Genomic DNA, 13,576 nt, shown 5'->3' on the forward strand with positions numbered 1-13,576 from the left:
GAGAATAAGATGATACAAGAAGTGACATCCTTACAAAATGCACAAGCAAAATTGTGGAAAAAATTACTCACGGCAAAAGGTCGAAAAAAAGAACAACTATATGTCCTTGAGGGGTATCATTTAGTGTTGGATGCGTTAAATAGTCAACAAGCCTTATATTGTATGATGTCGAAAGAGGTATATGAACGATTAACCATACAGATTGATGTTCCAATATATATTTTATCTGAGAGTATCTTGAAAGAAATTTCAGAAACAACAACGTCACAATCTATTTTTTGTGTCGTTAAGATGTCTAAAAAAGTATTAGAAAAACCAAAAGGGAAGTATATCTTATTAGACAGTTTACAAGATCCTGGGAATGTTGGAACGATTATTCGGACAGCAGATGCAGCGGGCTTTCAAGGTGTTGTGATTGGGAAAAATTGTGTCGATATTTACAACGGAAAAACAGTACGTTCGATGCAAGGGAGTCAGTTCCATATTCCGATTTATCACATGGATTTATGTGAGTCTATTGCTTTATTCAAAAAAGAAAACATATCTGTTTTTGGTACAGAATTAAATCATAAAGCTATACGTTTGCAAGAGGTTCCATATCAAGAACATTGTGCAATTATTGTCGGAAATGAAGGAAATGGTATTCAAAAAGACATTTTAAACATGACAACACAAAATGTGTATATTCCTATTTTAGGACAAGCAGAATCATTAAATGTTGCCGTGGCTGCTGGGATTATGATGTATCATTTTGTAAAAAAATAGGAGGGTATTATGGTTGTTGATATTATTGCAGGAGCGTATGCTTTATTTATATTATTTGCGATTGCAACAAGTTGGAGAAGAATTCCGAAATCAGCTTTAACAAGTTTATTTTCAGGAGCTGTTTTATTAGCTTATTGTGTAGTGCTACATATCAATCAACAGTTAGTCAATCACACATTTGTCGTGATACTATCTGTGACATTATTGCAGTTAGCACCATTTGAGATTGCATTACGAAAAGGACGTATCAACTGGCTACATCATACGATACGCTTTGCATTACATGCGTATATCGTATGGGCGTTAGTATTTTAATGAGAAAGGATATTATACATGGCACACGTTTTATACTACAGTTCACTTTGTCCAGATACTCCACCATTTGTAGAAGCATTAAAAGAAAGAAATATTTCATACGAAGCGGTAGATATTACAGAAAGTATGAAAAACCTAAAACGTTTTTTACAGTTGCGTGATGAACGTGCTGAATTCAATGAACGAAAAAAATGGGGATTTGTTGGAGTTCCTGTGCTAGTCACTGAAAACAATCAATTTATATTTGATTTTAATGATATTTTAGGGACAACATGCACACCACCAGTTATTTAATGGATAAAAAAGTGAGTATATGGGTAGCGAATGGTATCTACCATTCACTACCTTTTTCTGCACTTAAAATGGTATTGTAGCATTAAAATATATTGTCTTATCTGATGAAGACGTAAAAATATAGTCTTTTATCTGATTTTTTTATTTTAGTATGCTTTTATGAAAATAATTGATTAACTAAAGAAAATACTTGAAAAAGTTATCAGTATTTGATAATATATATCAGTACGTTTGTACAGAACGTAGGCGTGGGAGGGGAAATCTTTTAAACCCCATTAAACCACATCACGGACTTAATCAAGGAGGAATGTTTCGTGGCTAAAAAAGTTGTCAAAATTGTTAAATTGCAAATCCCTGCAGGAAAAGCAACACCAGCTCCACCAGTAGGGTCAACATTAGGTCAAGCACAAGTAAACATCATGGGATTCTGTAAAGAATTCAATGCACGTACAGCTGACCAAGCAGGTTTAATTATTCCTGTTGTTATTAGTGTTTATGAAGATCGTTCATTCGATTTCGTAACAAAAACACCACCAGCTGCAGTATTATTGAAAAAAGCAGCTAAAGTAGAAAAAGGTTCTGGAGAACCTAACAAGAAAAAAGTAGCGACAGTTACTCGTCAACAAGTTAAAGAAATCGCTGAATTAAAAGCACCAGATTTAAACGCAGCAAGCGTAGAAGCTGCTATGCGTATGGTTGAAGGTACAGCACGTTCAATGGGCTTCACCGTAGCTGACTAATCAGTCAAAACCGACACAGACAGCTTCTCATACTAGATTAAAACAAGGTCTTTAATCTGTGGGAGGTCAAACCGTTAAAACCACAATAGGAGGAAGAAAAATGGCAAAGAAAAGTAAAAAATTCCAAGCAGCTGCTGCGAAAATTGATGCAACAAAATCATATTCAGCAGAAGAAGCAGTTGCATTAGTAAAAGAAACAGACTATGCAAAATTTGACGCAACAGTTGAAGTTGCTTACCGTTTAGGTATTGATACAAGAAAAGCAGACCAACAATTACGTGGTGCTATCGTATTACCACATGGTACTGGTAAAACAGCTCGTGTATTAGTATTTGCTAAAGGCGAAAAAGCGAAAGAAGCAGAAGCAGCTGGAGCAGATTTTGTTGGTGAAGTTGACTTAATCGAAAAAGTTGCAGGTGGATGGTTCGACTTCGATGTTATCGTTGCAACACCTGATATGATGGGTCAAGTTGGTCGTTTAGGTCGTGTATTAGGACCTAAAGGCTTAATGCCAAACCCTAAAACTGGTACAGTAACAATGGATGTTACAAAAGCTGTTGAAGAAATCAAAGCTGGTAAAGTAACATACCGTGCTGATAAAGCAGGTAACTTGCACGTAACAGTTGGTAAAGTATCATTCGATAACGAAAAATTATTAGAAAACTTAAAAGCAATCCATGAAACAGTTGTTCGTATCAAACCATCAACTGCTAAAGGACAATACATTAAAAATGTATCATTAACATCTACATTAGGACCTGGTGTTCGTGTAGATAGCAACACATTATAATAGAAGATATAAGACCAGTAGATTTCTCTACTGGTCTTATTGATTATGAAAAAAGGTTCTTCGTTAAATTCTGTTATCAGGAGTAATCCATCAATATGATTTAACGAAGAGTAAAAAAAGCTTAAAATCAACATATTTAAGATGTTGATTTCAAGCTTTTTATTGATATAATTCTATTTTATTGTTCGTTTTTAATAGCGAGTGCAATACCAATACCACCACCAACACAAAGTGTTGCTAATCCGTATGTTCCTTTTGTTTCTTTTAGTTGATGTAAAAGAGAAACAACAATTCTCGCTCCGGAAGCACCGATTGGGTGTCCTAAAGCAATAGCTCCACCAGACATATTAACTTTTTCTTGATTTAATCCAAGTTCATGTATCACGGCAAGACTTTGAGCGGCAAATGCTTCATTCAGTTCAATACAATCAAAATTCTCGAGAGTGAGGCTAGTTTTTTGACATAGTGTATGAACAGCATTAACGGGAGCCATTCCCATATAGTCTGGGTCATTTCCAATTTCAGAATAACCGAGTATACTTGCTAGTATAGGTAAGTTGTGTTGTTGTGCATAATCACGTGTTGTTAAGAGTAATGCTGCTGCACCATCATTTAATGGAGAAGCATTTCCTGCTGTTACCGATCCGTTTTTATCAAAGGCGGGAGGGAGTTTCCCCAGAGAATCTAATGAGATATTTAAACGAATACTTTCGTCTTGAGTTAGTTCATCAATAGCACATAATGACTCGTGTTGAATATGTTGAATGGCTTTTTGATGTGAGTAGAATGCAAAATTATCCTGTTCTTCACGTGTAATGTGGTATTTTTTAGCAATATTTTCAGCGGTAAGACCCATGTGTTGCTGACTAAAAGCATCTGTCAATCCGTCGACTAAAATACTGTCGAATAATGATTGATGTCCATATTTAGCACCTGTTCGTTCATTTATTGCGTAGTGTGGAGCATTTGACATGCTCTCTGTACCACCGGCTAATATCATGTTTGCATCACCTAAAGCTAAAGATTGATAAGCTAACATAATCGCTTTTAAGCCTGAGCCACAAACTTCATTAACCGTCACGGCAGGAGTTTGTTGGTTTAATCCACTTTTTAAAGCAATTTGACGAGCAGGATTTTGTCCATTATTCGCTTGTAGAACATTGCCAAAAATAGCGTAATCAACAGAATCTTTATTTATTTTTGTTTTTTCAAGTAATGTAGTGGATACTATTGTACCTAGTTCAACAGCAGAATATTGACGTAATCCTCCTAAAAATTTACCGATAGGTGTCCGTAATGCACCAACAATGACAATATCTTTCATAATTATTCATCCTTTTTAAAATCTCTTGTTTACCATAACATATTCTAATTTTGTGGTATAGAGTTTTAAAGAATTTTTAAATTTTCCAAAATGGATATGACGCTAAAGATACTTTTATTTCTTTTGTTTTAGTAGCACTCACTTCACCGTCTATTTGCATCGTAGCATGTTTAGGTAGATGCAATGTTGCAGAAATATCATGATGATTGAAAAGAACTTTATCATTTAAATGTTTTTGTTGAAATAGTTTTGGTATAAAGCGGAGAATATCTTTAAAACCGACATCGTGTAAGACAACAATGCTGAATTGATTGTCCATTAAAGATAAACTAGGCTCCATATATATACCACCACCAAAATAAGGATTATTCATCACACAAACAAGGAAAGCGTGATCGAATGTTTTGGTAATGCCTGATGACGTTTCAATGGTGCATGTAAATGTTTTAAAGCGAAATAATGCTCTTAAAACATTGATAAAATAAACTGCAAAACCAAGTCCGATTTTATTTAATTTTTCTTTAAGCAAAGATTGTTCAGTCATAGCAACCACTTGCGCATCAAATCCGACACCAAAGCTATTGATAGCAATACCGTTTTCTGTTTGTAAGATAGGGACTTGTATCGTTTCTTTGGCGTATAATAATTTTTTCAAGTGGGAAATAGGGGACTTGGTGCTAGGGAAATATCTCGAAAAATCATTTCCCGTACCGGCAGGTATAAAACCAACGGGTATATGTAAGTTCATGCTGACAAGTGTTTCGATGACTTCGTGTAATGTGCCGTCGCCACCAATGACTAAAAATAAAATATTTTCTTGTTGACAATATTCTTTGGCGATGCGTCTTGTTAAGGAATAAGCATGTTCTTTATAGGCTGTTTTAAACAGAATATAAGGGATATGAACACGAGATAAATATGCTGTGACCTCGTTTGATAGGTGAAGTCCTTTTCCACCACCTGATTGTTCATTCACTAGAATATAGACTTTATCTTTTGACATAGTTGTTCTCACTTCCATAGAATATGTTTATTTTACGATATTTTTTTTAAAAATGCTAGAAAACTTGAGGAAGTGACAAAAATGTGACAAAATAAGAAAGACAAATAAAAAGGAGGCAAAATATGTTTACACCAGCACAAATGATGACAGCCTTTAGTTTGCTGAAAAGTCCTACATCTATATCGCAATATGTGACAGATGCAAAAGAAAAAGGGTATACAACACTTGTACTAAGTGAATGGCAAACTTTATCCAGTGCTGTATCATTTTTTAATGAGTGTCAAAAACAACATGTCAAACCAATTATCGGACTAACATTTCCAATAGATCAAATGATTCTTGTAGCTATTTCGATGAATGAAAAAGGATATTTAGAGCTCGTTGATTTATCAAGTCAACTATTGCTAGAACAATTTTCTGTAAAGCAATTATCAAATTATCAGCATATTACGTTTTTAACAACACAAAATATCACAAGAGAACAGCTGACATATCTATGTGAGTATATTGATAAAAAGTTTTTACGTATTAGTGTATATGCTGATGACACTAAACACATATCTCTTGCACGTGAGTATCAAATTGATACGATTGCCAATCGTGTTGTGAAATATTTGAACCCGACAGATTATTTAACACTTAAAGTATTACAATCTATTGAAGATAATACAACTATTGAGGAAACAATGACAGGGCAAACGGGAGCAGATTATTTACCTTATGCACAACAATTTAAAGAAAACTTTCAAGAGTATTCTGATATTTTGTATCAAACAGAACAATTTTATGAGAGTATTGATACGCATATTCCTTTACATCAATTACTACTTCCAAAATTTAGTACGCATGCTTATGATGAATTAAGACAGATTGCTTATGCTGGATTAGAAAAAAGAGGACTACAGTTATCTGTTTATCAAGAACGTTTGGAAAAAGAACTATCAATTATCAATCAAATGGGATTTTCAGATTATTTTTTAATTGTTTGGGATTTGATGACGTATGCACATCAAGAGGGTATTATGACAGGAGCAGGGCGTGGGTCATCTGCTGCTTCATTAGTGTCTTATTGTTTAAATATTACACAAGTAGATCCTATTCAAAATCAGTTACTATTCGAGCGTTTTTTAAATCCAGAAAGGTATACTATGCCCGATATTGATTTAGATTTTCCAGATAATAGACGTCAAGACATGTTACAATATGTTGCGAAAAAATATGGAGCAGATAAAGTGGCACAAATTGCAACTTTTGGAACCTTTGCAGCGAAACAAGCTTTGCGTGATGTTTCTCGAGTATTAGGATGTACACAAGTAGAATTGAAAAAATGGTCATCTAGTGTGCCAAATAGTTTGAAAATAACACTAAAACAAGCGTATGAACAATCTGTTTCTTTGCAAAAACTCGTCGAAAAATCTGAGAAAAACAAACTGATTTTTGATTTAGCTTGTAAAATTGAAGGATTGCCTCGTCATGTATCCACACATGCTGCAGGTGTAGTTATTAGTGACAGACCTTTAACAACCATTATTCCAATTCAACAATCAGAGCCATTGCATTTAACGCAGTTTGCTATGCAAGATGTGGAACAAGTCGGATTGTTAAAAATGGATTTTTTAGGATTGAAAAATTTATCTATTTTAGCAGATGCTCAAAATGCAATACAAAAAATAAATCCACAATTTAATGTATGGCATATTGATTTCCAAGATGAAAAAACATTAGATATTTTTAGGAAAGCAGATACGGAAGGTGTTTTTCAGTTTGAATCACCGGGTATCAAACGTGTCTTGCAATTTGTTTCTCCAAATTCACTTGAAGAAGTAGCTGCTGTCAATGCATTGTATCGTCCGGGGCCAATGCAGCAAATTCCTCATTTTGCCGATAGAAAGCATCAAAAAGAATTGGTCGTCTATCCTCATGATGACTTAAAAGATATTTTAGAAGAAACGTATGGTATTATTGTATATCAGGAACAAGTCATGCAAATTGCAAATAAAATGGCAGGATTTTCATTAGGGCAAGCTGATTTGTTAAGACGTGCTATTGGAAAAATGAAAAAAGATGTTCTACTTGCTGAAAAAGAGCATTTTATTATGGGAGCTATTCAAAACGGTTATTCAAAAGAGATTGCCACAACTGTTTATGAATATATTGAAAAATTTGCCAATTATGGTTTTCCAAAATCACATGCCTTTGCCTATTCGGTATTAGCTTATCAGTTAGCCTATATGAAAGCCCATTATCCACATGCTTTTTATTTAGCATTATTATTACATGTTAATGCTAAAAGTGAGCGATTTACAAGTTATTTAATGGAAGCCAAACAACATGGGGTGACATTTTTATTGCCTCATATCAATAAAAGTCATATAGAGCATACAGTTCAAGGTGAGGGAACGATTTTATTTGGGCTATCGGCTATTCAAGGTATTTATAAAGATTTACGGTATGCGATTGTGAAAGAGCGTTTTGCTCATGGCATATATCAATCTTTTGAAGATTTTGTGTCGCGTATGGATAAACGTTATTGTAAAAAGGATATTTTGGAAACATTGATTTTTTCTGGGGCTTTTGATTGTTTTGGTAAAACAAGAGCAACCCTTGTATCAAGTATTGATGCTGTTTTAGATAATACGTCTTTATTTTTAGGTATCTTACCGTTGAAAGAAGAAAGGCTTGAAGAATATGATGAGGATACCATTCGAGAAAAAGAAAAAGAAATTTTAGGTTATGCCTTTTCAAATGATGCACTTGATGCCTTCATGCCATATTATCAAACAGGACAATTACAAAAAACAGCAGATATAGTATCTCATCAGCAGGTTATATTATTAGGTTATTTAAGAAAAATCAAAAAAATTACAACTAAAAATAATAAACGTATGGCGTTTGCTGTTTTAGAAGATGCCTTTGGAAAAGTAAATATGACCATATTTCCAACAGTGTATGTTGCGAATATGTCACATATAGAAGAAAATGAATTGATTGTTGTACATGGTAAAATTGAGTGGACAGAAAGAGAAGAACTTACATGTATCGTGCAACGTTTTGAAACAGTAGATGCTTTTTTACAAAAAGAGAATCAATGCTTTTTAAAAATAGAAGATAGTACAATGTTGAAAGATATTCAAGCATTATTATTGAAACATCCTGGGCATACACAAGTTGTCGTTTATTTTAGTCAGTCAGATGTTTATAAAAAAATGCCTGAAAAGTACAATGTTTATTTTCAAGACGCTTTCAAAAAAGAGGTTGAAGATTTATTAGGTAGTGGAAATGTGGTCCTGAGAAAAAATAAAAAATAAATAAAAAAATCAAATAATACAAGACATTTTAAAAAAAAAATGATATGATGTGACAGAAAAGAAGTTGTGAAAATTGAATGAAAACAACAATAAAATTTTTGAGGTGATAAAGCAATGAAGCGTATTGCGGTTTTGACAAGTGGTGGAGATGCTCCTGGTATGAACGCAGCTGTTCGTGCAGTAGTACGTAAAGCCTTGTATGAAGGTATGGAAGTCTATGGTATCAATTATGGCTATGCTGGTTTGGTAGCAGGAGATATTCGTCAAATGAGTGTGAGCGATGTTAGCGATACAATTAGTAGAGGTGGTACACTATTATACTCTGCTCGTTATCCAGAATTTGCCAATGTTGAAGGTCAATTAAAAGGTATTGAGCAATTAAAAAAATATGGTATTGAAGGTTTAGTCGTTATTGGAGGAGATGGTTCTTATAGAGGAGCACTTGCTTTGACAAAACATGGTTTTCCAGCCGTAGGTATTCCAGGAACCATTGATAATGATATTCCTGGTACAGACTACACCATTGGATTTGATACAGCCGTTAATACAGCACTAGATGCTTTAGACCGCATTCGTGATACAGCAACAAGTCATGTACGTACGTTTATCGTTGAAGTAATGGGGCGTAATGCAGGAGATATTGCTTTATGGGCAGGTGTAGGTAGTGGTGCAGAGCAAATCATTATTCCAGAAGTAGATACAGAGATGGAAGATATTGTCGCTAAATTAAAAGAAGGACGTCAAAAAGGTAAAAAGCATACATTGATTGTTCTAGCAGAAGGTGTAATGGGCGGAAATGAATTTGCTCAAAAACTGAAAGAGTATGGCGAACAGCATACGCGTGTTTCTGTTTTAGGACATATTCAACGTGGAGGTTCTCCAACAGCTCGTGACCGTGTTCTAGCAAGTTTATTTGGATCGAAAGCCGTGGACTTATTACTTGCAGGTATTGGTGGCGTATGTGTAGGTATCCGTGATGATAAAGTCATTTATACAGATATTATTGAAACACTTGAACATGGTAAACATATACCAAACTTAGATTTGTATCGCTTAAATAAAGAAATTTCAGGATAGAGGAGATTGAATATGAAAAAAACAAAAATCGTTTGTACGTTAGGTCCGTCAAGCCAAACTGTTGAACAATTAGTGAAAATGATTGATGCTGGTATGAACGTGGCACGCTTTAACTTTTCACATGGTTCTCATGAAGAACATTTAGCACGTTTTAATGCGTTAAAAGAAGCAAGAAAAATAGCAGGTAAACCATGTGCTATTTTATTAGATACAAAGGGACCAGAAATTCGTACACATGATATGAAAGACGGAGCGATTGCTTTAGAAACAGGTATGATTGTCCGTGTAAGTATGGAACAAGTGGAAGGAACAGTAGAACGTTTCTCTGTTAGTTATCCAGAATTGATTAATGATGTGACTGTTGGTAGCCGTATTTTAGTAGACGACGGATTAGTGTCATTAAGAGTGACAGAGATTGATGCATTTAATAAAGATATTGTGACAATCGTTGAAAATTCAGGTGTTATTAAAAATAAAAAAGGTGTCAATGTACCAAATGTAAGTGTGAATTTACCAGGTATTACACAAAAAGATGCTGACGATATTCGTTTTGGTATTAAAAATGGTATTGACTATATTGCAGCAAGTTTTGTTCGTCGTGCCAGCGATGTATTAGAAATTATCAAGATTTTAGAAGAAGAAAATGCGACACATATTCAAATTATTCCAAAAATCGAAAACCAAGAAGGTGTCGATAATATTGATGAAATTTTAGCTGTATCACACGGATTGATGGTTGCTCGTGGTGATTTAGGTGTTGAAATTCCAACAGAAGATGTACCAATCGTGCAAAAAGCTTTGATTAAAAAATGTAATATGGTTGGAAAACCAGTTATTACAGCAACACAAATGTTAGATTCAATGCAACGCAACCCACGTCCAACACGTGCAGAAGCAGGAGATGTTGCAAATGCAATTTTTGACGGAACAGATGCTGTGATGTTATCTGGTGAATCAGCAGCCGGAGATTATCCATTAGAAGCTGTTCAAACAATGGCAAATATTTGTGTTCGTACAGAGCAGGCATTAGAAAATCAAGATGTATTTAAATTGAAACAATTTAAACAAGATATTACAGAAGCTATTGGACGTTCAGTAGGTCATAATGCACGTAGCTTAGGTATTGAAACAATTGTTGCAGCAACAAGTTCAGGTCATACAGCACGTATGATTTCAAAATATCGTCCAAAATCAAATATTATTGCACTGACTTTCTCAGAAAGAGCACAATTAGGTTTATCACTTGTATGGGGAGTTCAAGCTGTATACGTTGAAAAACCATCTTCAACAGATGCTATTTTTACAGAAGCAGACAAAGTGGTGAAAGAGTTAGGATTTGCTAAATCTGGAGATGTGATTATTGTAACAGCAGGTTTACCAGTTGGTGAAGCCGGTACAACAAACATGATGAAACTACAAGAAGTACAATAAAAGCAATAGAAAGGTAGTAAATAGCGTTTGCTATTTACTCAGACTGTTGACAAAGTAAGAGTGTCAACAGTCTTTTTTCGTATCAGACGTTAAGTTGTACGGCTTACCACGATGTACACGATACATCGCTCGTTCTCTACTACGTGCGAGAACGAAGCCATTCGTACCACAACGTCTGATACGATAATAACGCTTAAAAGTGGTATAATAGAGATAAGAAAAAGGAGGGAAAAATCTATGTTTTATAAAGAAACTCACCCAAATGATGAAATCATATTAAACACATTGTCCGAATTAGTACCAAAAGACCATTTACTACGTAAAATTGATAAATCAATTGATTTCAATTTTATTTATGAGATTACTTCTCCCTAGTATAGTCATACCAACGGTCGCAATAGTTTAGACCCTGTTGTTTTATTTAAATTGGTCTTTTTAAAAGATATTTATGGCATTAAATCCATGCGAGAAACCATTAAACGTGTCGAAACGGATGTAGCGTTTAGATGGTTTTTAAACCTCCCTTTCTCTAAACCTACCCCACATTATTCTACTTTCTCTCAAAATTATATTCGCCGTTTTCAAGGGACGTCTGTGTTTGAAGATATATTTAATACTATTGTACACCAAGCTATCTCACATCATTTAATTAGTGGGACAGCTTTATTCACAGATTCCACACACATTAAAGCAAACGCCAATAAAAATAAATTTAGAAACGCTGTTATTGAAGTGGTTCAAGAACGTAAGCGAGATTTAGAAAACGAAATCAACGCCGAACGAGAAGCTATTGGAAAAAAGCCTTTTAGCTACACAGATAAAATCATCTCTAAAAACATAAAAGAAAGTACGACTGATAAAGAAAGCGGCTATTACCATCGGGATAATAAAGAAAAAGGATTTATGTACTTAGACCATCGTAGTGTAGATGGTAAACACAATTTTATTGTAGACTGCTTTATTACACCGGGGAACGTGCATGATAGTGTACCGTATGTGTCGCGATTAACACATATAATAGAAACATTTCATTTTAATGTGAATTGTGTCGCGTTAGATAGCGAATATTATAAAAAAGACATTTTAAAATTTTTAGAAGAGAAAAAGATATTTTCTGTGATTGGGTATAGACGTTTTCATCGTCATCCTGACCATAAGTTTTTTCGATATGATTCATCTAGAGATTGTTTTATGGATACACGTACGGGAGAAATTTATATCTACAGAAACATTGATAGACAAGGATATAAACAGTATCGTATAAGCGATAACAGTAATAAACGGATACTACGTCGAGCGATAGATGCTGATGTATACGATAGATGTCGTGAACGTCGATTATCTACGTTTGGGAAAGCACTATATAAACGACGGAAAGAAACGATTGAGCGTAGCTTTGCAGACTCTAAACAAAATCATGGGTATCGTAACTTTTCACATTTTAGAAATCGTATTTTATTCATGTGTAAGTTATATGTACCGTATACCGTACCATCTACTTCACTAGTTGCTTAATAGTTTAAGTCAAAAGTGACGTACGAATAGCTCCTTCCCCGCACAACGTAGGGGAAGAGACATGTATCGTGTACATTTCGGTGAGTCGTACATCACTTTGTGACTTAAAATAAAGGCTCTATAATAAATCGTGTTGGTGAGAATAATCCACCAACACGATTTTGTATATAAAAGTGGACAAAAAAAGAGAAATACCTGTATGATTAAATCACCACAATTAAACAAGGAGGTATTTCTCATGGATTATTATACAAAAAAATTATTGACATTAACAGATAAATCTTTCATAGCTGATGAACATTGGTTAGAAGAAAAAACAATAAATGGTATTCCACACCACTTTATTAAAGGTACTTGGACAAAGCCTTGCCACACCTGTCCACATTGTCATGCTAAAACACTCATCAAACATGGGACATATCAAACGAAAACATTATTACCAAAGTTTAGACAAATCAAAACTGTTTTACTTCTTAAAAGAACCCGTTATCGCTGTAAAACGTGTCTAAAAACCTGTTCTTCTTCGTGTTCTTTAGTCGATAAACATTGTTGTATTTCTAAAGAATTAAAACAACTTATTGCACTTGATTTAACGAAAAATATTTCAAGAAAACATATCTGCCAAGACCACTTTGTATCTGATGTGACCGTACAACGTGTCTTAGATAAATATACAAAACAAGTTAAACCGTCTTTTCATTATCTACCTAAGGTACTATGTATCGACGAATTTAAGTCTGTGACATCTCATTTAGGGAAGATGAGTTTTATCTGTGTAGACGGATTGACGCACCGTATTATTGATGTGTTACCTAGTCGCCAATTAGACCATTTAATCACTTATTTTAAACAATTTTCTAAAAAAGCAAGACATAGCGTTCGCTATCTTGTTATGGATATGAATGCCAATTATGGCAAACTTATTCAGAAGGTTTTTCCTAATGCCGTTATTGTCACAGATAGATTTCATATCATACAACATATACATCGGAATTTAAATACACTACGTATAAA

12 protein-coding genes and 2 pseudogenes are annotated in these 13,576 nt (G+C 34.3%); 12 read left to right on the plus strand and 2 right to left on the minus strand.

Going from position 1 to position 13,576, the window contains the following annotated elements:
• The first annotated feature begins 9 nt into the window (after positions 1 to 9).
• The 5 genes from GMA06_RS03805 to rplA all read left to right on the plus strand — a co-directional run bounded on the left by GMA06_RS03805 (position 10) and on the right by rplA (position 2,904).
• Positions 10 to 765 (plus strand): RNA methyltransferase, encoded by a 756-nt coding sequence (locus GMA06_RS03805; RefSeq protein ID WP_205426208.1) that lies wholly within the window; start codon positions 10 to 12, stop codon positions 763 to 765.
• A gap of 9 nt (positions 766 to 774) precedes the next feature.
• Positions 775 to 1,080, plus strand: coding sequence for a hypothetical protein (locus tag GMA06_RS03810; protein ID WP_163561751.1), 306 nt, complete (start codon positions 775 to 777; stop codon positions 1,078 to 1,080).
• A gap of 18 nt (positions 1,081 to 1,098) precedes the next feature.
• Complete coding sequence (locus GMA06_RS03815) at positions 1,099 to 1,374, plus strand: glutaredoxin domain-containing protein (protein WP_163561752.1); 276 nt, start codon at positions 1,099 to 1,101, stop codon at positions 1,372 to 1,374.
• Positions 1,375 to 1,688: 314 nt separating this feature from the next.
• Complete coding sequence (gene rplK, locus GMA06_RS03820) at positions 1,689 to 2,114, plus strand: 50S ribosomal protein L11 (RefSeq protein WP_163545957.1); 426 nt, start codon at positions 1,689 to 1,691, stop codon at positions 2,112 to 2,114.
• Between the two features lie 100 nt (positions 2,115 to 2,214).
• On the plus strand, positions 2,215 to 2,904 hold the full coding sequence (gene rplA / locus GMA06_RS03825) for a 50S ribosomal protein L1 (RefSeq protein WP_163545958.1): 690 nt from the start codon (positions 2,215 to 2,217) through the stop codon (positions 2,902 to 2,904).
• A 178-nt stretch (positions 2,905 to 3,082) separates the two neighbouring features.
• Here rplA and GMA06_RS03830 read toward each other — a convergent pair whose 3' ends face one another.
• Together GMA06_RS03830 and GMA06_RS03835 are read right to left on the minus strand one after the other, a co-directional pair.
• Positions 3,083 to 4,228, minus strand: a complete 1,146-nt coding sequence (locus tag GMA06_RS03830; protein ID WP_163561753.1) for an acetyl-CoA C-acetyltransferase — start codon at positions 4,226 to 4,228, stop codon at positions 3,083 to 3,085.
• Between the two features lie 76 nt (positions 4,229 to 4,304).
• Positions 4,305 to 5,231 carry a YegS/Rv2252/BmrU family lipid kinase gene (locus tag GMA06_RS03835; RefSeq protein WP_163561754.1) on the minus strand — a complete coding sequence of 309 codons (927 nt, stop codon included), beginning with the start codon at positions 5,229 to 5,231 and terminating at the stop codon, positions 4,305 to 4,307.
• 122 nt (positions 5,232 to 5,353) lie between these two features.
• Here GMA06_RS03835 and GMA06_RS03840 point away from each other — a divergent pair, with 122 nt between their 5' ends.
• From GMA06_RS03840 to GMA06_RS03865, 7 genes and pseudogenes are all read left to right on the plus strand, one after another.
• Positions 5,354 to 8,539, plus strand: a complete 3,186-nt coding sequence (locus GMA06_RS03840) for a DNA polymerase III subunit alpha (RefSeq protein WP_163561755.1) — start codon at positions 5,354 to 5,356, stop codon at positions 8,537 to 8,539.
• Between the two features lie 114 nt (positions 8,540 to 8,653).
• Complete coding sequence (pfkA, locus tag GMA06_RS03845) at positions 8,654 to 9,616, plus strand: 6-phosphofructokinase (RefSeq protein ID WP_163545962.1); 963 nt, start codon at positions 8,654 to 8,656, stop codon at positions 9,614 to 9,616.
• A gap of 12 nt (positions 9,617 to 9,628) precedes the next feature.
• Positions 9,629 to 11,041, plus strand: a pseudogene (gene pyk / locus GMA06_RS03850) (pyruvate kinase); the annotation flags it as partial.
• 243 nt (positions 11,042 to 11,284) lie between these two features.
• Positions 11,285 to 11,422 (plus strand): hypothetical protein, encoded by a 138-nt coding sequence (locus tag GMA06_RS03855; RefSeq protein WP_163561757.1) that lies wholly within the window; start codon positions 11,285 to 11,287, stop codon positions 11,420 to 11,422.
• Between the two features lie 27 nt (positions 11,423 to 11,449).
• Positions 11,450 to 11,653 (plus strand): annotated as a pseudogene (locus GMA06_RS08610) (transposase); the annotation flags it as partial.
• 126 nt (positions 11,654 to 11,779) lie between these two features.
• Positions 11,780 to 12,562: a transposase gene (locus GMA06_RS03860; RefSeq protein WP_345940870.1), complete on the plus strand. Its 783-nt coding sequence runs from the start codon at positions 11,780 to 11,782 to the stop codon at positions 12,560 to 12,562.
• A 238-nt stretch (positions 12,563 to 12,800) separates the two neighbouring features.
• Positions 12,801 to 13,576 (plus strand): ISL3 family transposase (locus tag GMA06_RS03865; protein ID WP_163561759.1); only part of this gene is annotated, 776 nt, incomplete at its 3' end.

The sequence above is a fragment of the Granulicatella sp. zg-84 genome (assembly GCF_010892375.1).
Classification (GTDB): domain Bacteria; phylum Bacillota; class Bacilli; order Lactobacillales; family Aerococcaceae; genus WM01.

What these genes read in the sequence shown, in the direction of transcription:
- GMA06_RS03855 (WP_163561757.1), top strand. Translation starts at nt 11,285, where the DNA reads ATGTTTTATAAAGAAACTCACCCAAATGATGAAATCATATTAAACACA.
- GMA06_RS03805 (WP_205426208.1), top strand. Translation starts at nt 10, where the DNA reads ATGATACAAGAAGTGACATCCTTACAAAATGCACAAGCAAAATTGTGG.
- GMA06_RS03815 (WP_163561752.1), top strand. Translation starts at nt 1,099, where the DNA reads ATGGCACACGTTTTATACTACAGTTCACTTTGTCCAGATACTCCACCA.
- GMA06_RS03835 (WP_163561754.1), bottom strand. Translation starts at nt 5,231, where the DNA reads ATGTCAAAAGATAAAGTCTATATTCTAGTGAATGAACAATCAGGTGGT.
- rplA (WP_163545958.1), top strand. Translation starts at nt 2,215, where the DNA reads ATGGCAAAGAAAAGTAAAAAATTCCAAGCAGCTGCTGCGAAAATTGAT.
- GMA06_RS03830 (WP_163561753.1), bottom strand. Translation starts at nt 4,228, where the DNA reads ATGAAAGATATTGTCATTGTTGGTGCATTACGGACACCTATCGGTAAA.
- pfkA (WP_163545962.1), top strand. Translation starts at nt 8,654, where the DNA reads ATGAAGCGTATTGCGGTTTTGACAAGTGGTGGAGATGCTCCTGGTATG.
- GMA06_RS03840 (WP_163561755.1), top strand. Translation starts at nt 5,354, where the DNA reads ATGTTTACACCAGCACAAATGATGACAGCCTTTAGTTTGCTGAAAAGT.
- GMA06_RS03810 (WP_163561751.1), top strand. Translation starts at nt 775, where the DNA reads ATGGTTGTTGATATTATTGCAGGAGCGTATGCTTTATTTATATTATTT.